We start from the raw sequence: 19,631 nt of genomic DNA, 5'->3' as shown, positions 1-19,631 counted from the left end.
AAAGAAAGCAATTAGATTTCAAATAAAGAGGTTGCAAGGTTAATCTAGAAAGTCTTCAACGAGAGGTTTTCAATAAAAAGTAAAAAAAGGTTAATATCTAGTTAATAAAATAGAATTTTGATTTGGTAAAATTCCTAGGAATATTATATCTTTGTCGGAGTTAAAAGAAAAAACTATGTTTGAATTTGATCAGTACCTTGGCTTTTTAGCATTTTTAACCATCCTAACGATTGGATTTTGGTTAATGATTTTTTTATTAACTTTTGCAGTTCCTTACTGGATTGGAGGTTCTCTGTTAGAAATGTATAAAGAAAAGAAAGAAGAAAGACGTAAGAAAAAGGAAGCTTTAAAATAAGCATTCTATCTATTATAAATAAAAAAAGGAAGCTAAATTTTAGCTTCCTTTTTTTGTTCCTATTTATTAAGGAGAAATTTTGAAGGTATTAACCTTCAAAATCTCCACCTTCGTCTATTCCTGCGCCTCCGTCATTACCTCTTCTATCATTCTTTGCATTTCTAGGTTGGTTAAACCTATAGATTAGACCTAAAGTAATTTGTCTTTCTCTCCATTGAAATTCACTATCTGAAGTAAAATAGTCTAAATCGTCTGCACCATCTCTATTATCTGTAAAAGATCTTCTTTTTCTAGAGTTCAATAGATCACTTACGTTAAGAGAAATTGTAGCAACATCTTTAATCAAGTCTTTACTAAATGCAAGGTTCATAGAAAATATACCATCACTTTCTGTAGTGGCATTTTTATTTGGTCCTCTATAAAAACCTGTGGTTTGCCACTGTATTTCACTTGGTAAAGTTATTTTAGAACTAAAACGAGCAAACCAACTGGTGTTATTTGTACCATAATCTACACCGTTAAAATTACCTTCCGTTTGTGAATTGAAAATATTAAAACTTCCGTTAAAACGTAACCATTTTTCTGGGTTATAGATAATCCCGAACTCACCTCCAAAACGATCATTGGTTGCTAGGTTAATGGGGATAGAACGTATAATGCTTTCTCCGTCTACAGTTGTATTTCCTGTATCTTCTTGTATACGTTCAAACGATTCAGTTTCGTGCTGGTAATATATAGAAGAAGTTAAGGTTAATTTATCCCATTGTTTTAAATATCCAATATCAAAAGCATCAGAATAGGCAGGATCTAAATCTGGGTTACCTTGAAAAATATTCGTTCTACTAGACCTTGATGGAAAAGGATTGATGTACCAACCACGCGGACGGTTAATTCTTCGGTTATAGCCTAAAGAGATATTTTCTTCTTCACCTAATTCATAAATTAAGTTTACGGTAGGGAAGAGACCTAAGTAATTTTTATCGAAGTTGATATCTACATCGGTTCCTAGTTCTTGCTCTAAAGCCTCTTGATTATCAAATTCTGAACTAATCTTTCCTTTTAATTGTGTTTGTTCTAAACGTAAACCTAATAAGAAAGAGAATTTACCAAGTTTATTTCCATATTGAGTATAAATTGCATTTACATTCTCATTGTAAGTAAATTTATTTGTTAATAAAGAATCTACTACAAATTGATTTGTTCCTAAATCTAAACTCTCTAAGGTATAATCTGTAACTTCTTCCTCAAAATTACCTCGGTAACCGGCTTCAAATTGCGCATCTCCCATTGGAAGCACATAATCTGCTTGTATTAAAAATTCATTCTTTTTTTCGCTTTCAAAAATGCGATCTTCTCCTTGTAAAGTTTCTGTAGGGAAAGTGAAATTCTCTACAATTGAGGTAGGTTTATCTTCATTGTCATAGGAATACTGGAAATCTGCAGTAAGCTTATGTCCTTCATCATTAAATTTATTCTCATAATTTAATGCATATTGATAACTTTCATCTTCTTCTTTTTCAATTTCAGTACGTGTAGTTTTATTGATTAAATCGTCGTTTAAGAAACGAGAGGTATTGTTTTCGCTAATGTCTTTATCATCGCCAAAACGCATAAATACACTACCTGTAATAGAAGAATTGTCATTAAGAAAATACTGCATTCCTAGGTTGGTATTAATTCCTTGACGCCTACGATCATATTCTCTATCTTCTAACGATTGATCTATGGAAAGATCGTCTCCATAATAACGATTATCATAAGAAGCGTTTCCTGGAGATTTTCTATAATAAACTCCAGTAGTATTAAAAATATTGAATTTATCGGTTCTTAAATTTAAGTTAGCCGAAATAGAGCTATTGGTCGGGTATCCTAAGTTGGCAGAAACGGAACCGTTTAAACCTAAAGTCTTTTCTTTTCTTAAAATAATATTTAAGATACCGGCTGTACCTTCGGCATCATAACGAGCAGAAGGGGAGGTGATCACCTCAACACGTTCAATTGCATCTGCAGGAAGTTGCTGAAAAACGTCGGTATCACCAAAACCTGCCATTGCAGAAGGCTTACCGTTAATTAATATTCTTACGTTTTCATTTCCGCGTAAGCTAATAGCTCCTTCTACATCTACGGTAACCGAAGGAACATTACTCAAAGCGTCGCTTATAGTAGCACCTTGGGTGGTTAAATCTTTACCTATATTGTATATTTTTTTATCTAGGCGTACATCTACTTGTGTAGTTTCAGATCTTACAACTACTTCATCTAAGCTGTCAGCATTAAGACCTAGCGCAACGGTGCCTAAATTTATATTTGAACTAATGGTTCTATTATTATATTTTTTAGGTTCAAAAGAAATGTATTCAACTATAATATTGTATTTACCTTCTTTTACTTCAATAGAAAAATTTCCGTCAAAATCGGTAACACCTCCTTGCGGAGATAACTGACCAGTGACATCGTTAAAGGTGATGGTTGCATACTCTAAAGGGATTCCAGCATCTTTATCTACTACTTTCCCTGAAACGGTATAATCGTTTTGAGAAAAGCTTACTAAAGAAAGGAGCATAAATAATTTTAAAGGTATAAAATTACGTAGGTATTGTTTTATTGTCATTTGGGATGTTTTTATTTTAAGACCCTATTTACCTTGTATGGTTTAACTGAGATTTGTTAAAATTTGGTTAATAAAAAATCCGCTCTATTATGCTAAAGCGGATTTATTTATGATTCTTGAACTTTTTTTAATTTTCCAACATATCAGCCTTATTGGTTTTTCTCTTTTGTTTGATAAGTTTTACATATTTATCGTGTTGGGGGCCACTTAAAATATCTCTCATCTCGTTAATTTTATTAATGTTTAATGCTGAAATCTGCTTTTGTTTTTCATCTATGGTCATATTAGACCTTATAAGTTGTTTCTCTTTCATAGCAAACTCAGTCAACTTCAGTGTAGTTAACTTTTGTTGTTTACCTGTTAGTGCAAGCTCTTGTGTTAAGTATTTGAGCTCATTGTCAACTTGCTCATTGACTTTTGCAGAAGGTTTGCCTTGCGTTAAATCTTGTGCATTTAGGTGAATTGAACTTAAACTAAATACAGAAACGAATAAAATAAAAACTAGTTTTTTCATGGTTTTTATTTTTAATATAATAAAAATCAATACTTTAATCCGTTAACAGCTCGTTAAATGTATAAAAGCAAAAAGCATCAAAATGAGTAATCTTGATGCTTTATTAAAAATTTTATTTATTCACCTTTTCGTTAAATAAACTCTTTTATTTTTTCGGGAGGTCTACCAATAACCGCTTTTTCTCCATTCGCTACGATTGGTCTTTCAATAAGTTTGGGATGTTCTTGCATCGCCTCTAAAAGATCTTCTTCAGATAGATCTTGATCTTTATAGTTTTCTTTCCAAACTTTCTCGTTCTTTCTGATTAATTCTTCCGCAGAAATATCTAATAATTCTAATACTTTTTTGATTTCTTCCTTTTTCATAGGAATGTCTAAATATTTTACAATGAGAAAATCTTTTCCAGATTCCTCTAAAATCTTTAAACCTTCCCTTGATTTTGAACATCTAGGATTGTGATATATTTTAATCATAGTTTTATAATTTTGAAATGAAAGTTAATAAGTTAAAAATAAAAAGAAGAAAGATAAGGAGAGTTTTTACTTTTCAACTCAGAAAAATCTTCAATTTCATTTATTACTAACTCTCGTCTTTTTGCCCCATCATCATTAAATATGCTTTTAAGAAAGCGTCGATATTTCCGTCCATAACAGCATCTACGTTTCCAGTTTCCTCAGCAGTTCGCACATCTTTCACTAATTTATAAGGATGCATAACGTAATTTCTAATTTGAGAACCCCATTCAATTTTCATTTTTCCCGCTTCAATATCTTCCCGCTGTGCTAGTTGTTTTTGCAGTTCAATCTCATACAATTGAGAACGTAACATTTGCATAGCACGCTGTCTATTATCTTGCTGAGATCGCGTTTCTGAACATGAAATATGAATACCACTAGGGTGGTGTACTAATTGCACTTTCGTCTCTACTTTATTTACATTTTGCCCTCCAGCACCACTAGAACGAGCAGTGGTAATTTCAATATCTGCGGGATTAATTTCAACTTCAATAGAATCATCTACTAGAGGATATACGTAAACGGAAGCAAATGAAGTATGTCGTTTTGCGTTACTATCAAACGGAGAAATACGTACCAAACGATGTACACCATTTTCTCCTTTTAACCACCCAAAAGCATAGTCTCCTTCAATTTCTAGAGTCACGGTCTTTATACCAGCCACATCACCTTCTTGGTAGTTAAGCTCTTTAATTTTAAAACCTTGTTTTTCTGCCCACATCAAATACATTCTCATGAGCATTTGTGCCCAATCGCAACTCTCTGTTCCACCAGCACCGGCAGTAATTTGCAAAACAGCAGAAAGATCATCTCCTTCTTCTGAAAGCATATTTTTAAACTCTAAATCTTCTAAGAGGTCTTTTAATTTTTCGTACCGCTGAATTAAATCACTTTCTGAAGCTTCTCCTTCTTTATAGAATTCAAATATTACTTCTAAATCTTCATAATAGGTGAGGGCAGTTTCATAATCTTCTACCCATTTTTTTTCTTGATTGAGAGCGCGGACTACTTTCTGAGCTTCTTGTGGATTGTCCCAAAAATCTGGGGCAAAGGTTTTTTCTTCCTCATTTGCAATCTCAATACGTTTGGCATCTATGTCAAAGATATTGTTTTAGGGCGGTGACACGTTCTGCGAAGTCTTTCAAGTTATCTTGGGTAATCGTCATTTTAAGAAGTTTTTTATTCTAATAAACAAAAATAGAAGTTCGGCACACTCAAAAAAAAGATTTAAGCATTTATTTCGATAGAATAAATGCTGAAATCTTTATAACTATTCCTTTTTGATAATAAGCACTTATTTATAACTCATTTTTTAAAGTTTTAATGTCTGTGATTAATTGTGCAATGGAAGCTCTATTTAATCCGTTATAGATACCTCTAATGTGTTTATTTTTATCGATAAGTAAAAAATTTTCTGTGTGTAGAAAATCATTTATGTTTTTCGGTTCACCTAAATTATTCTCAACGAAATAAGCATTTCTCCCTAGATGATAAATTTCAGTTTTGTCTCCTGTTACTAAATGCCATTTATTGGTAATCACTTGATGTTCTTTAGCATAATCTTTTAATACCGAAACAGAATCATTTGAGGGCATAACAGAATGAGAAAGCAAGAGAATATCTTTATCTTTTTTAAACTCTTCTTGCAGCTTATACATATTATCTGTCATTTGCGGACAAATGCCTGGGCAAATGGTAAAGAAGAAATCAGTGATGTAGATCTTGTTCTCAAATGTTTTTTGAGTCACGGTATCTCCTAACTGATTAATTAGTTTAAATTCTGGAATTTTATGAAAATATTTTTCTTCTTTTGTACCTGGAGTAATCCAATGCGGTGTAAAAGATTCTTCATTATAATAGGGGAGATACTCGGTTCTACTTGTTTCAGTTACCTGAATATTTTCTTTTTTAGTTTCACTTGTGCAACTCGCCATTAATATCAATAACAAAATTGATAATTTTCTAAAAAGCTTAATTTGTAACAACATTTTCATCTTCTAATTGATAGCACGAATTTGCTCTTCGCATTCCAAAAATGCGTCCGTTTTTGGCTTCGTAATTAATATATAATTTACCATTTTCTAACCAAGCTTTTTGTAAGCCTTCTTCTTTTCCATCTATTAATCGTCTTTCTTTGGCTAGTTGTCCCGTAGCATACCATTCTTTAACTAAACCATGTTTTATTCCCTTTTTATAGTAAGACTGAGATGCAAGCACTCCATTTTCCCACCACGTTTTATAAACACCCTCTAACCGATTTTTTTTGTAATAAGATTCTATACGTAGAGTCCCATTTTCTGACCATTTTTTAGCCATGCCTTCTCTTTTACCCTTGTAGTAACCTGTTTTTTCACTTAGCGTATCGTTAGAATGAAATTTCAATGAAAACCCAGTATAAGGTTGATTATGGTAATACCATTTTCCCTCAGTAGGATGGAGTACTAATTCTTCTTTTAAAACTTTAGTAGTATCTATAATTATATCATTTTCTTCCGTTAAGGCTTTATTCATAATGGTTTTACGATCTTTAGACTGGGTACAACTAAGACAAGTCAGATAAAGGAGAAAAATAATGATAGAGGTTTTCATATTTCATTTATTAATAACCTTGGTAAGGACCTGCAAATGCTAAATAGGATCCTGTATTAGAATATAATTCATTTATAATATGATAATGATACTCTTCTTCCCCCTCTGTATATTGCGTAGTAGAAGTATGACCCCCAGAAGCATCTAAATCTGTAGGATAGGTGCTAGTTGAGTTACATTTTCTCCCATAGATGAATATACCATCTCTTAAAATGCCTACTAATTTATCGTCGTCATTAGTAAACGCTTTAGGTTCTAAATGATAATGATAAACCCCCGGACCAATATGAGCTCCTGTCCAATCTAAACTTGCTGCAGCTTGAGACAATGGACCTCCTCCTTCTTGATCATTAAATATAGAAGCTCCGCTTACCGCAATTCCTACGGTGCCTAGTTCTGTAGCAACCGTGCTTCCCGTTAAGTTAGGCGTTGCATCTACGCTAATCGTAATTTCATTATTGTTGCTAGACATAATGGAAGGGGTTACTTGTACATTGGGTTCATCTTTGTAAAGTGTATGTCCTTCTCCCCAGTAAACAGTTTCGTGATTAGGTAACCCAGTAGTTTCAATAACTACATGATTACCATCTAAGAAGATAGTGGTAGCTTCCGTATTAAAAGCAGCAAAGGCAGGGTGTAATTCCGTTACTGTTTCTTCCTCTTCAACCGTTTCCTCATTTTCCTCGGTTTCTGTAGTATTTATCGTTGAATCATCACTCGAGCAAGAAATAATGGCGATAACTTGAACAGCTATTAGCATAATAATTTTAAAAATATTCTTCATAATCTCTGATTTTAAAAATAAATAATAAGTCTAAGATGACTGAATTGTTTATAAATGAATTAAAAAAAGCTTCCAAAAATGCATTTGAGGAAGCCTTTTTAGCTAACCATAAAAACTAATAAATCAATTAACAAAACTATCTTCTACCTCGTTCTTTTCTTTTTGGTTTCGGAGCATTTTTAAACTCTTCTTCGGTAATAAAGCCATCTTCATCTGTATCAATTTTACTAAATCTTTTTTTGAGTGGACCTTTTGTTTCGTCTTCAGAAAGTTTACCATCTTCATTTGCATCCATTTCTTTGATAAGTTCAGCATAAGTTGGTGGTTCTTTTCTTTCTCTTTTTTGATCTGATTGTGCATTTGCACTTAAAAACCCTAAGGAAAGTACAGCTGCAAATAATCCGTTTTTTAAACTCTTTTTCATAATTACTATTTTTTATTGTATTAATATACTATCAAAGATGCAGTATATTTAGATACTAAAAATGAATTTTCAGTGAATGGGTTGTAGTTTTCAGTGAACGTTGGTTTTTAATGTAATTACGCTGTATAAGTCTTGTTTTTAGTTGTTTGGAACTTTGAAAATAAATGGTTTGTGTAGTAATTGGTAGAATGATTAGTTGAAGTGAATTTCAAAAAAAAAGCTTCACAAATTAACTGTGAAGCTTTTAGTTAGGGTGGTAGTAAATTGCATTTATAATTTTTAAGCTTTGACTGGGCAGCCTATGGCTTTTGTAAAAGTAGTTTCTGGTTTTTTCCCTTTTTGTAAAGCGTTTATAGCATTCTCAAGGTATTTTACATTTACGTCTTTTGGGGATCTTGCATTATCGTCTATGGTTCCAATATATTGAACCCTCCTTTCTTTGTCCAATAAGAATACGTGAGGTGTTCTTACAGCTCCATATTTTGGAAATACATCGTGGTTTTCATCTGCTAAATAAACAAAAGGGAAGTCCATTTCTTTGGCTCTTTTCTGCATCGCTTCAAAGCTTTCTTTGTCGTTGGTTTTGCTCACATTGGGATTAATGGCAACAACAGAATAACCTTGTGAAGAATATTTATGGTGTAGTGCTATCAAGCGGTCTTCATACAATTTAGCGAATGGACATTCATTACAAGTAAAAACTACAATATATCCTTGAGCATTTTCTATATCAGCTAAAGAAAATATAGAGCCATCTATATTTTTAAGTTCAAAATCTGTTGCGAGTTCACCAATTTGATAACCCCCAATTTCTTCTAGAGTTTTAGTTTGCTCTGGACTATGACCACCTCTTGGAGGACCTTTTCGCTCTCCGTTAGGAGGAGGTCCTTTTCTATCTTGCGCGTTTATATTTACAGTAGTTAAAAAAACACATAAAATTACAATGGCTAATAAACCTAGCTTATTTTTTTTCATTTTATTTAGAATTTATGGTATTATTAATTTCGGTTTTTAAGTCTTCAATATTCTCAAAGGAACGCTCGTGATAGGATCTCTTTTTATGATTAAAAATAATGGTAAAAGGTATTGCTCCAGACCAATTACGGTCAATTTTATTTATCCAACTATTAGCATCGGGATCATCTAATAATACAACATTTAAGGAGATTCCTTTCTTCTTTAAAAAGGGTTTAAGTTTCGTTTCAATATCCTTAGGAAAATCTAAACTTACCAAAGTTATTTCTACATTTTTATTCTGTGTTGCATAATTTTCAAAAATGGGCAGCTCCTTTATACAAGGAGCACACCACATAGCCCAAAAATTTACAACATGTATTTTATTTGAATCGGTATATAATAAAGGTTCTAACTCATCAAACGTATAAACAGCTATATGGTTATTACTTAGTGAGGTGTCACCAGATTGGGCATAACCACTATTTAAAATTAACCCAAAAGAGAAAATAGAGATTATTATAATTACTATTTTATGACACATTTTTAATTTCTGTTTAAGTCTTTCACCTACAAAGATGTAGATAGATATTTTATCAAACAAGAATTTTAAATGAATGGGCTAATGTTTTCATTGAATCATAATTTTTCTTCAGTAAACGGGCTTTTACAATCTATGAAAACACGTTGTTTTAAAGTTTTACTGAAATTTAATTTACTTTATTTGCAATATGAATGCATTTAAACGGTTTATTTCTCACACGCTATTTTGGTTAGCTATTTGGTTTTTCCTTTGGTTTTCTAACGGAAAAAATCCTTTTTTCATAGAAAATAACAGTGTGGTTTACAGTTTTCAAATTCTTCTTTTTGCCGGGCTTATTTTCTTTGGTGCTCCCAAACTGTTATTTGAAAAAAAGTATTTAATTTTTACATTTTTATCATTATTTTTTATTCTTGGTAGCGCCTACATTTCATCAGAAATAATGCAACCTCCACCTGCTAACAGACCGCGTTTAGGTTTAATGAGAAGAATGCCAGGGAGTATTCCAACAAAGTTTTTTGTAAATCTTTTAATGATGGCTATTTCATTTGTGCTAGCTACTCTTTTAGAAACCTTTGTTTATGTGCAGCGTAAAGAGAAAGGTATAGCATTAGCTAAAGCTGAATTAAATGAAGCTGAATTGAAGTTTCTAAAAATGCAAATAAACCCTCATTTTTTGTTTAATGCCCTTAATAATATTTATGCCCTTTCGGTAACCAATTCAGAAAAAACACAAGAAGGAATCAGTACACTTTCGCAAATGTTAAGGTATGTGTTGTATGACTGTGAGCGTCCAAAAGTACCTTTACAAAAAGAACTAGAGTATATTTCTCATTTTATAGAATTGTTTAAGCTAAAAAGCAGTAAGGATTTTAATATTAATTTTACTCAAGAAATTGAGAATGACTCCATCATGGTGGCCCCAATGTTATTTGTACCCTTTATAGAGAATGCATTTAAACATAGCGGAATTGAAAAAGGGGGTGAAAGTTTTGTAAATATTTCACTTAAATCCTCATCTAATTCTATAGATTTCAAGGTGGAAAATAGTCTACCTACAGAGCCTTTAATTACAGATGAACATGGGGGTATTGGTCTTCAAAATGTGAAAAAAAGATTAGAAATATTGTATTCAGAAAAACATCAATTATCCATTGAAAATAAGAACACCTTTAAAGTAATTTTAAAAGTAAATATATAATGATATCAATTAATTGTATAATTATTGATGATGAAGAATTGGCTAGAACGCTATTAGAAACTTATGTAAAAAAAGTTTCTTATTTAAATTGTCTAGGTTCTTTTGAAAATCCCTTAGACGGACTTTCTTTCATGAAAGATAATAGTGTAGATCTATTATTTTTAGACATACAAATGCCCGAAATAAAGGGGACAGATTTTGCAGAAATAATGATGAAGGAGAAAACTAAAATTATTTTTACTACAGCATACTCTGAATATGCCCTTAAAGGATTTGAATTAAATGCTTTAGATTATCTACTTAAACCTATCACTTTTAACCGATTTTTAAGTGCAGTCGAAAAATTTCCAAGAAATTCAACAAAAGAAGCTGACCATCTAATTATAAAATCGGGATACGATTTACATAAAATAGATCTGACAGATATTCTATATATTGAGAGTGATAGTGAGTATGTAAATTATCATTTGCAAAACGGGAAGAAGATTATGTCAAATCAATCCTTGAGCAAACTCATATCTACCTTACCCAATTCGTTTTTGCGCGTACATAGGTCTTACATCGTGAACGGACAAAAAGTTTCAGGAATGAAAGGCCGTGAATTATTAATTTCAGAGATTAAAATACCCGTAAGTGATAGTTATTATGATTTGGTTAAAAATGCCTTATTCCAAAACTGATTTTCTTTCTGAACTCAATAAGTTATAATTTTTATTACATCCTGTTTAATTTCAGTAATAAGGAAATGTTATCTATTTCAATTTAGATTTTAACGACATATTATAGTATTCATTTTCTTAATAATCTTTTTCTTTAATCATTTCTTGTAAATTTGATTTCTTTACAAAAAATATATAAAGAATGATAGATTTAAAAAGTGATACGGTTACGAAGCCTACCCCTGCAATGTTAGAAGCAATTATGAAAGCAGAAGTTGGTGATGACGTATATAAAGAAGACCCCACCGTAAATTTATTAGAAGAGCGTTTAGCTGAACTATTCGGAAAAGAAAAAGCTTTATTTTTTCCTACAGGAAGTATGGCTAATCAAGCTGCCATAAAATTACATACTCAGCCTAGCGAACAACTTATTTGTGATAAATGGGCCCATGTATATAATTATGAAGGCGGAGGTGTTTCTTTTAATAGTGGCGTTTCTTGTAAGCTTATAGATGGTCATCGCGGAATGATTACAGCAGAGCAGGTTTTAGAATCTATCAATCCTCCAGATTTTTACCACAGTCCGTTAACCAGTTTAGTTTGTTTAGAAAATACCACTAATAAGGGAGGTGGAGCTTGCTATGATTTTGAAGAGATTAAAAGAATTAAAAAAGTATGTGATGATCATGGTTTAGGCTTACACTTAGATGGTGCACGTTTATTTAATGCTTTAGTAGCGAAAAACGAAAGTCCAAAGCAATACGGGGAAGTATTTGATACTATATCTATTTGTCTCTCTAAAGGTTTAGGCACTCCTTTAGGTTCTGTTTTAATAGGAGGTGAGCAAATTATGAAAAATGCTATGAGAGTAAGAAAAGTATTGGGTGGCGGAATGCGACAAATTGGTTTTATGGCTGCAGCTGGACTCTATGCTTTAGAAAATAATATCGAACGCCTAGCAGATGATCATTATAGAGCACAAGAGCTGAGTGAAATCTTAAAGAAACAACCCTACGTAAAAGAAGTTGAAAAAGTAGAAACGAATATTGTCATCTTTTATTTAAATGAGGAAATTCAAGAATCTAATTTCTTACAATATTTAAAGGAAAAAGGTATTATTATTAGTTCGATGGGGCAGGGGAAACTAAGAATAGTTACCCATTTAGATTATACTCAAGCAATGCACGAGGAGTTTAAACAAGTTCTGCAAAATTTATCCTAAACCAACCTTAACAATACCTTACCAGTATATTAAGAGAAGCAGAGGTTTTCTTTTATAATTTTACAAAAAAGAAAACATGAAAAATTTTAAACCAAGACAAGAAGTTCCAGAGTTAGTAGTTAATACTGTAAACGGTATGCAATGGAAGCTAAGAGAGACTAAGCCAGAAAACTTTAATTTAGTCATATTCTATAGAGGTCTTCACTGTCCTGTTTGTAAAACATATTTAGAAGAACTTAACGGATTAGTAAGTGATTACAGTAAACGGGGAGTAAATGTAATTGCCATTAGTTCTAATAATAAAGAACTTGCTGAAAAGACAGTAGAAAACTGGGATATAGAAAATGTAACTATTGGATATGATATGCCTATTGAAGAGGCTAGAAAGTGGGATCTATACATTTCTGAAGGAATAAATGATAAAGAACCAAACGAATTTATTGAGCCTGCACTATTTTTAATTCGACCAGATCAAACCTTATATGCATCTTCTATACAGTCTATGCCATTTGCAAGACCAAAATTAAAAGAACTATTAAAATCTATAGATTTTGTTTTAGATAAAGACTATCCCGCAAGAGGAGAAAAATAAAATTAAAAAAGCCTTTCAGTTTTGTTTGAAAGGCTTTTTTTTGTTTTCGATGATTAAGATAACTATTCATTCATAGTCCCATCAGGGTTTACTAATTCGCTATTACGCTTTTCTTTTTTTGATTCCTTTTCTTCAGCCTTTTTGGTTTTTTCATCCATGATGATTTCATCTTCGGCGTGCATATCAATTCTGTAGGAAACTCCAAGGGCTACTTGCCATTTAGAAGGAGTGTCTTTAAAGTTAACTAAGCCCGAAATATCTACTTGTAAATCTTTAGTTATCAAATAAGCTCCCCCAGCTCTAGCTATATCGTCGGCGTATAGATCACTTTTAATGGCTTGGTATTCTCCAAATACCGAAACTTTTCCGTTAACGGAATGCGTCATTGTAAATATTCCAGAGTAAGAAGGATATTCTCCTCCAATTTTATCAGCAATAAAATTCATGACAAAAACAAATCTTCCCCAATTATTTTGGGTAATCAAGGCCGCGCGCGGACTTAAAGCTGATTCTTCTTCCAATAAATAAGGATTATCTCCAAATAATAAATTGGCACCACCATAAATAGACACTGCAGGGATTAGATCTCTCCATTTAAAACTATTATTAGCTTTCCAACTATAAATATTGGGTTTTTCTAAACTTCTTTTTTTATAAGGATCATATACGAGGTATTTTAATCCCAGAGTATTACTTTGAAAATTACTAAATTCATATTCATTATCTACACCGCCAACATTAGAGCTAACTGTAGATTTAAGGTAGGTTCCACCGAGGCTAACCTCTAATTGTTCCATTAAAAAACCATATCTAATTTCATAATCTATCCCAAAAAGATCGGTTTCTGTCTGAAAAAGATCATGGTTATCACCTCCAATTTTAAGACCAGTTTCAAATTGCAAAACTTGGTTTCCTACAGCAAATGCGCCTTGAGAACCTCCAGGACGATTAGAGTTAATGGTTTCAGTATATTGGGCTTGAGCACTAAAGCAAGCGATTGAGAATAGTGACGCGATAAAAAATCTTTTCATAAGGAAATTGTTTCAACCAAATATATAGATTTTTACTATTTTTTATCATTTAAAACCTGTTTTTAAGCAAGACAATTAATAATTTTGTATAAAAATAGATTTATGTACTTAGCATCTTTTACGGGATTTATAAAAACCGTACTTATAATAGTTCTTGTTTACTTTGGGGTAAAATTTTTGTTTAAGCTATTTAAGCCATTGATTTTAAAATATATCATGAAAAAAATGGGAGAGAAGGTAGGACAAAGTTTTCAGCAAGGATTTCGACCTCCAAATTATCAAAATAAGCAAGAATCTAATTCTGAAATAAACAGTACTCCTAAAAATTCAAGAAATAAGAAGAAACCTGTGGGAGAGTATATTGAATACGAAGAAATTGACTAAATTTCACACTTTTACTTCTTAAAATTCTTTTGAATGAATTTCAATTTTAAAAAATTACTTCCGCATCTTATTGTGGTGATAGCTTTTATTGCTGTAGCCTTAGCTTATTTTAGTCCGGTTCTACAAGGAAAAGTGATTTATCAAAGCGATATAGCTCAGTATGTAGGAATGGCCAAACAACAAAATGATTTCCGCGAAAGCGAAAACCAAGAACCTTATTGGACCGATGCTGCTTTTGGAGGAATGCCTACTTATCAATTGGGGGCAAATTACCCTTACAATTTCGTGAAAGAAATAGATAGAACTATTCGGTTTTTACCGAGACCTGCAGATTATTTATTTCTCTATTTTATAGGCATTTATATTCTTTTTTTAGTCTTAAAAATAGATTATAAAATTGCTTTTTTAGGTGCTTTAGCTTTTGGTTTTAGTACTTATTTAATTATTATTTTAGGAGTTGGTCATAATGCAAAAGCCCATGCGATTGCCTACATGCCCATGGTGCTAGCTGGAATCATTCACACCTTTAAAGGGAACTATTTTAGCGGTTCGCTTTTATTTACCATTGCTATGGCATTAGAGATCAATGCCAATCACCCACAAATGACTTACTACTTACTGCTTTTGGTCTTGGTTTTAGGTCTGGTTTATTTAATCGATTTTTATAAGAAAAAGAATATTCCGCAATTTTTTAAGAGTTTAGGTTTTATGGTCATTGGAGTCCTCATAGCTGTTGGTGTAAATGCTACAAGCTTAATGGCGACGCAGGAATATGGAGAGTTTAGTACACGTGGAAAAACAGGCCTGACTATAAATACAGATGGAACAGAAAAAGAACAAAAAGCAGGTTTAGATTATAATTACATTACAGAATATAGTTATGGAATAGCTGAATCTTTCAATTTATTTATTCCTCGTTTTATGGGAGGATCCAGTTCAGAAAAGTTGGATGAAGACTCAGAGTCCTACCAAGCTCTTTTAAAAATTGGAGCAAATCCACAGCAAGCAAAAGACTTTGTTGATGGTGCGCCAACTTATTGGGGAAATCAAACCTATATAGGCGCTCCTGCTTATATTGGAGCAAGTATTATCTTCTTGTTTATTTTTGCTTTATTCTTAATCAGAGAGAGATTAAAATGGTGGATTGTTGGCGGTTCTATTTTAGCATTGACACTTTCTTGGGGAGATAACTTTGCATTCCTTACCAAATTTTTTATCAATTATGTACCTCTCTATAACAAATTTAGAGCAGTATCTTCTATACAAGTCATCATTGAATTATGTGTGCCTATCTTAGGGGTTTATGCTTTAGCACAAGTCTTTAGTGAAAAACATTCTAAAGAAGAGGTATTAGATGCGCTTAAAAAAAGTACAATGGTCGCTGGAGGTTTAGCATTGGTATTTTTACTGTTTAAATCGATGTTATTTGACTTTACGGGTAACAGAGACCGTATGTTGATTGAACAAATGGGACCCGATTTTGTTCGTAGCTTACGAGAAGATCGTAAATCTATCTTTACGGAAGATACTCTACGTTCTTTATTTTTTGTATTGGCTTGCGCCGGTTTGCTTTGGGCCTTTGTAAAAGAAAAACTGACTAAAAACATAGCTATCGTAGGAATAGGTGTTTTAATTTTAGTTGATTTAATTGCTGTTGACAGAAGGTATGTTAATAACGATGATTTTGTTTCTAAAATCGCAATGGAACAACCTTTTCAGCAAACTGAAGCCGATGCCCAAATTTTACAAGATGAAGGTCATTACCGTGTCTTAGATGTTTCTGGGAGTCCGTTTAATTCGGCTAGAGCGTCCTATTTTCATAAATCTATTGGTGGTTACCACGCTGCAAAACCAGGTAGAATTCAGGATTTATTTGATTTTCATATTGCTACAGGAAATCAGGAAGTATTAAATATGCTTAACACCAAATATGTGATCATTTCTAATCAAGGAAAAGTGATGTCACAACTCAACCCTGATGCGAATGGAAATGCTTGGTTTGTAAACTCAGTAAATGTAGTAAACGATGCGAATGAGGCGATTTTGGCCTTAGACTCACTTCAAAGTAAGAAACATGCAATTATAGAACAAGAGTTTGCTGATAAGCTTCCGCGGAAGCGTTTTGGGGAAAATTCCCATGATACCATCAAGCTGAAAAGTTATAAGCCTAATGAATTAGCATATAATTACAATGTTGCCGAAGATAGGGTAGCGATATTTTCTGAAATTTATTATCCCTACGGATGGAAAGCATATGTAGATGGTCAAGAAATAGAGCATTTCAAAGCAAATTATGTATTGCGTGCAGCAGTTTTACCTAAAGGGGAGCATGAACTGGTATTTAAATTTGAGCCAGAAGTAGTTCAAAAAGGAAGTATCATCACATTGGCTAGTGGAGTTATATTACTAGTTCTTATTTTACTAGGTTTCTTTTTCAAATACAGAAAAAAAACTGCTTAAATGCTACAAAAAGTACTTATTGTTCTTTATTACTGGCCTCCTGCAGGTGGTCCAGGAGTGCAGCGCTGGTTAAAGTTTGCGAAATATTTACCAGAATTTGGGATAGAGCCTATTATTTACGCTCCTAAAAATCCTAATTATCCTATTGTAGATGAATCTCTACTAAAAGAGATCCCAACAAACATAAAAATAGTTAAACAACCCATTTTTGAGCCTTATGGCTTTGCAAAAATTTTTTCTAAAAACAAAACTGAAACTATAAGTTCTGGAATTATTCAGAAGAAGAAAAAGCAATCATTTTTAGAAAAAATGCTGTTGTTTATACGAGGTAATTTTTTTGTGCCCGATGCTAGAAAATTTTGGGTAAAACCTTCCGTCAAGTTTTTGAGAGATTTTATACAAAAAGAAGGAATTGAAACCGTTATAACTACAGGTCCGCCTCATAGTTTGCACCTCATTGGTTTACAATTAAAGCAAGAGTTAGGTATAAAATGGATTACAGATTTTAGAGATCCTTGGACTACGATAGGGTATCATCAAGAGTTAAAGCTTACTCAAAAGAACAAAAAAAAGCATATTGCCTTAGAAAAGGAGGTGCTGCAACAAGCCGATACAGTTTTAGTCACCAGTTTTACTACGCATAAAGAATTTTCGGCTAAGACCAACAAACCTGTGGTGACCATTACCAATGGTTTTGATGGAGCGATCGCTAAAGCGGATGTAAAATTAGATGAAAAATTCACTATTTCTCACATTGGTTCTTTGCTTTCAAAAAGAAACCCCACGGTGTTGTGGAAAGTATTAAGTGATCTTTGCAATGATAATGAAGCTTTTAAAAAAGCTTTACATATACAGCTTATTGGCAAAGTAAGCGAAGAAGTTTTAAACGACTTAGCAACCTCTTTTTTGAAAAATAATTTTGAATATTTAGGGTATTTAAATCACTCAAAAATAAATTCTTACCAAGAATCATCTCAAGTATTACTTTTGGTTGAGATTGATAGCGATATTACACAAGGAATCGTCCCAGGGAAGTTGTTTGAGTATTTAAAAAGCAACCGACCTATTTTAGCATTAGGCCCTCAAAATTGGGATGTAGGGGTAATTTTAAAATCGGTGGAAAGGGAGACCTATTTCTTACACGATGACTATGAAGATTTAAAAAAGAGAATACTCTCATACTTTAATCTTTATTTAGAAAATAGGCTAGAGGTTAAAACTACTTCAATTTCAACTTATCACCGGGAAGCATTAACATCGCAATTGGCTTCTATTCTAAAGGAGAAATAAATTTATGGGGATCATATTAAATCAGTCTTTTAAAAACATTATTGTTACTTATATAGGTTTTGCTATTGGTGCAATAAATGTTCTTCTATTATATCCTCATTTTTTAGAGCCTAAATATTATGGTTTAATCACTTATTTACTTTCAGCAAGTACATTAGTTTGGCCTATTATGGGATTTGGAGTTCATAATACCTTGATTAAGTTTTATACATCTTATAAGAGAAATAAAGATAAAAATAGACTACTCACCTTAGCAATTTTTTTGCCCTTAATAGTTGGGATCTTTATAGGAGTTTTAAGTTTAATTTTTCAGAAACAAATCTTAAACTATTTTGATGAGAATGCTTTAGTCAAACCTTATGTTTGGCTTATTGTAGTAATATCTATAGCAGTAGCTTATTTTGAAGTTTTCTTTGCGTGGAGTAAACTAAAATTGAAAAGCGTCTTTGGTAATTTTATGAAAGAAGTTTTTCATCGGTTATGTGTTACTTTTCTTCTTATCTTATTTTATTATGATGTAATTGAAGTTCATCAATTCATTTATTTATTGACTGCGGCTTATCTCTTACGAACCTTTATCATTAAAATTTATGCTTTCGGCTTGTTACCCCCTAAATTGAGGTTTGAATTTCCTAGCAATAAAAAGCAGGTCTTTAATTATTCTTTGTTAATTCTAATCGCAGGTTCTATTGCTACAGCTTTATTAGATTTAGATAAAGTGATGATTGAACATTATTTACCTATAGAAAAAGTTTCCGTATACGGAATTGCGGTTTACATAGCATCGGTAATAGCGGTTCCTTCTAGGGCTATGCATCAAATTACTTTACCTATTACTGCGCAATACCTCAACCATAAAGAATGGGATAAGCTAAAAGACTTATATCAAAAAAGTTCTATTAATTTACTTGTAGTAAGTGGTTTCATTTTTTTGCTCATTGTATCTAATGTAAAAAATCTTTATGAGATGATCCCTAGTGATTATCAAATTGAATTTTCAATTGTTGTTTTACTATCGCTTATAAAACTTTACGATAATGTTTTAGGAAACAGTAATAGCATTTTATTTAATTCAGATTATTATAAAATTGTATTAATATCAGGGATATTGGTAGTTATAGTGGCCATTGTACTCAATATTTGGTTGATACCTGCCTATGGAATATACGGAGCTGCCATTGCCACATTTTTATCTTTTGCCTTATACAATACCACTAAACTGGTTATTGTTTACTGGAAATTTAAGATGCAACCCATAACTTTAAATACGTTTAAAATTTTAGGCTTCATTTTCGCTTTAGGAATTTTATTTTATTTTATTCCCCTCGATTTTAATCCAGTGTTAGATATTCTTATAAGATCTTTAATAATAGGTATACTTTATCTAGCAGGTGCTTATTATTTTAAATTCTCTAATGATATCAATAATCTTATTAAGAATTATTTAAAAAAATAAACCCCCTTCTAAAAGCTAAAACTATTTAGAAAGGGGAAAAAAACTAACC

General features: G+C 32.1%; 20 protein-coding genes. 9 read left to right on the top strand and 11 right to left on the bottom strand.

Features of this window, described 5'->3' with window-relative positions; translation table 11 throughout:
- Window positions 1-175: 175 nt before the first annotated feature.
- On the top strand, window positions 176-355 hold the full coding sequence (locus FT986_RS05650; RefSeq protein WP_111540038.1) for a hypothetical protein: 180 nt from the start codon (window positions 176-178) through the stop codon (window positions 353-355).
- A gap of 88 nt (window positions 356-443) precedes the next feature.
- On the opposite strand, the gene FT986_RS05645 is transcribed toward FT986_RS05650, so the two are convergent.
- The 10 genes from FT986_RS05645 to FT986_RS05600 form a co-directional block, all read right to left on the bottom strand.
- Window positions 444-2,966, bottom strand: a complete 2,523-nt coding sequence (locus tag FT986_RS05645; protein ID WP_147864241.1) for an outer membrane beta-barrel family protein — start codon at window positions 2,964-2,966, stop codon at window positions 444-446.
- Between the two features lie 127 nt (window positions 2,967-3,093).
- Window positions 3,094-3,480, bottom strand: coding sequence for a hypothetical protein (locus FT986_RS05640; protein ID WP_147864240.1), 387 nt, complete (start codon window positions 3,478-3,480; stop codon window positions 3,094-3,096).
- Window positions 3,481-3,611: 131 nt separating this feature from the next.
- Window positions 3,612-3,953 (bottom strand): arsenate reductase (glutaredoxin), encoded by a 342-nt coding sequence (gene arsC, locus FT986_RS05635; RefSeq protein WP_147864239.1) that lies wholly within the window; start codon window positions 3,951-3,953, stop codon window positions 3,612-3,614.
- Window positions 3,954-4,059: 106 nt separating this feature from the next.
- A protein-coding gene (gene prfB / locus FT986_RS05630; RefSeq protein WP_147864238.1) for a peptide chain release factor 2 occupies window positions 4,060-5,161 on the bottom strand; the annotation gives its coding sequence in 2 pieces (ribosomal slippage) (window positions 4,060-5,094 and window positions 5,096-5,161; 1,101 coding nt in all).
- Window positions 5,162-5,293: 132 nt separating this feature from the next.
- Window positions 5,294-5,944 carry an SCO family protein gene (locus FT986_RS05625; RefSeq protein WP_370451134.1) on the bottom strand — a complete coding sequence of 217 codons (651 nt, stop codon included), beginning with the start codon at window positions 5,942-5,944 and terminating at the stop codon, window positions 5,294-5,296.
- A 22-nt stretch (window positions 5,945-5,966) separates the two neighbouring features.
- On the bottom strand, window positions 5,967-6,506 hold the full coding sequence (locus FT986_RS05620) for a toxin-antitoxin system YwqK family antitoxin (protein WP_255505915.1): 540 nt from the start codon (window positions 6,504-6,506) through the stop codon (window positions 5,967-5,969).
- An 88-nt stretch (window positions 6,507-6,594) separates the two neighbouring features.
- Window positions 6,595-7,368, bottom strand: a complete 774-nt coding sequence (locus FT986_RS05615) for a YHYH protein (RefSeq protein WP_147864235.1) — start codon at window positions 7,366-7,368, stop codon at window positions 6,595-6,597.
- A 136-nt stretch (window positions 7,369-7,504) separates the two neighbouring features.
- Complete coding sequence (locus tag FT986_RS05610; protein WP_147864234.1) at window positions 7,505-7,792, bottom strand: EF-hand domain-containing protein; 288 nt, start codon at window positions 7,790-7,792, stop codon at window positions 7,505-7,507.
- Window positions 7,793-8,071: 279 nt separating this feature from the next.
- Entirely contained in the window at window positions 8,072-8,767 is a 696-nt protein-coding gene (locus FT986_RS05605) for a thioredoxin family protein (protein WP_147864233.1), read from the bottom strand.
- A 1-nt stretch (window position 8,768) separates the two neighbouring features.
- Window positions 8,769-9,290: a TlpA disulfide reductase family protein gene (locus FT986_RS05600; protein WP_147864232.1), complete on the bottom strand. Its 522-nt coding sequence runs from the start codon at window positions 9,288-9,290 to the stop codon at window positions 8,769-8,771.
- 187 nt (window positions 9,291-9,477) lie between these two features.
- On the opposite strand from FT986_RS05600, the gene FT986_RS05595 reads away from it, so the two are divergent.
- From FT986_RS05595 to FT986_RS05580, 4 genes are all read left to right on the top strand, one after another.
- Window positions 9,478-10,488, top strand: coding sequence for a sensor histidine kinase (locus tag FT986_RS05595; RefSeq protein WP_147864231.1), 1,011 nt, complete (start codon window positions 9,478-9,480; stop codon window positions 10,486-10,488).
- Window positions 10,488-11,168 (top strand): LytTR family DNA-binding domain-containing protein, encoded by a 681-nt coding sequence (locus FT986_RS05590; protein ID WP_147864230.1) that lies wholly within the window; start codon window positions 10,488-10,490, stop codon window positions 11,166-11,168. Before FT986_RS05595 ends, FT986_RS05590 begins: the two co-directional genes overlap by 1 nt.
- Before the next feature lie 181 nt (window positions 11,169-11,349).
- The gene (locus FT986_RS05585; protein WP_147864229.1) at window positions 11,350-12,369 is read left to right on the top strand and encodes a low specificity L-threonine aldolase; all 1,020 of its coding nucleotides are present in this window, start codon (window positions 11,350-11,352) and stop codon (window positions 12,367-12,369) included.
- 76 nt (window positions 12,370-12,445) lie between these two features.
- Window positions 12,446-12,961, top strand: a complete 516-nt coding sequence (locus FT986_RS05580; RefSeq protein ID WP_147864228.1) for a redoxin domain-containing protein — start codon at window positions 12,446-12,448, stop codon at window positions 12,959-12,961.
- A 62-nt stretch (window positions 12,962-13,023) separates the two neighbouring features.
- Here the strand turns inward: FT986_RS05580 and FT986_RS05575 are convergent, their stop codons facing one another.
- Window positions 13,024-13,992, bottom strand: coding sequence for a transporter (locus FT986_RS05575; protein WP_147864227.1), 969 nt, complete (start codon window positions 13,990-13,992; stop codon window positions 13,024-13,026).
- A 102-nt stretch (window positions 13,993-14,094) separates the two neighbouring features.
- On the opposite strand from FT986_RS05575, the gene FT986_RS05570 reads away from it, so the two are divergent.
- The 4 genes from FT986_RS05570 to FT986_RS05555 are packed head-to-tail and all read left to right on the top strand — an operon-like array spanning window position 14,095 to window position 19,582.
- The gene (locus tag FT986_RS05570) at window positions 14,095-14,376 is read left to right on the top strand and encodes a DUF4834 family protein (RefSeq protein WP_111540348.1); all 282 of its coding nucleotides are present in this window, start codon (window positions 14,095-14,097) and stop codon (window positions 14,374-14,376) included.
- A gap of 33 nt (window positions 14,377-14,409) precedes the next feature.
- Window positions 14,410-16,836, top strand: coding sequence for a YfhO family protein (locus tag FT986_RS05565; RefSeq protein ID WP_147864226.1), 2,427 nt, complete (start codon window positions 14,410-14,412; stop codon window positions 16,834-16,836).
- Window positions 16,837-18,126: a glycosyltransferase family 4 protein gene (locus FT986_RS05560; RefSeq protein ID WP_147864225.1), complete on the top strand. Its 1,290-nt coding sequence runs from the start codon at window positions 16,837-16,839 to the stop codon at window positions 18,124-18,126.
- Between the two features lie 4 nt (window positions 18,127-18,130).
- The gene (locus tag FT986_RS05555) at window positions 18,131-19,582 is read left to right on the top strand and encodes a polysaccharide biosynthesis C-terminal domain-containing protein (RefSeq protein ID WP_147864224.1); all 1,452 of its coding nucleotides are present in this window, start codon (window positions 18,131-18,133) and stop codon (window positions 19,580-19,582) included.
- Window positions 19,583-19,631: the final 49 nt, after the last annotated feature.

This window comes from Mesonia sp. K4-1, assembly GCF_008017825.1.
Classification (GTDB): Bacteria; Bacteroidota; Bacteroidia; order Flavobacteriales; family Flavobacteriaceae; genus Mesonia.
Note: the sequence above shows the minus strand (reverse complement) of the source record. Positions and strands in the feature narration are given on the sequence as shown.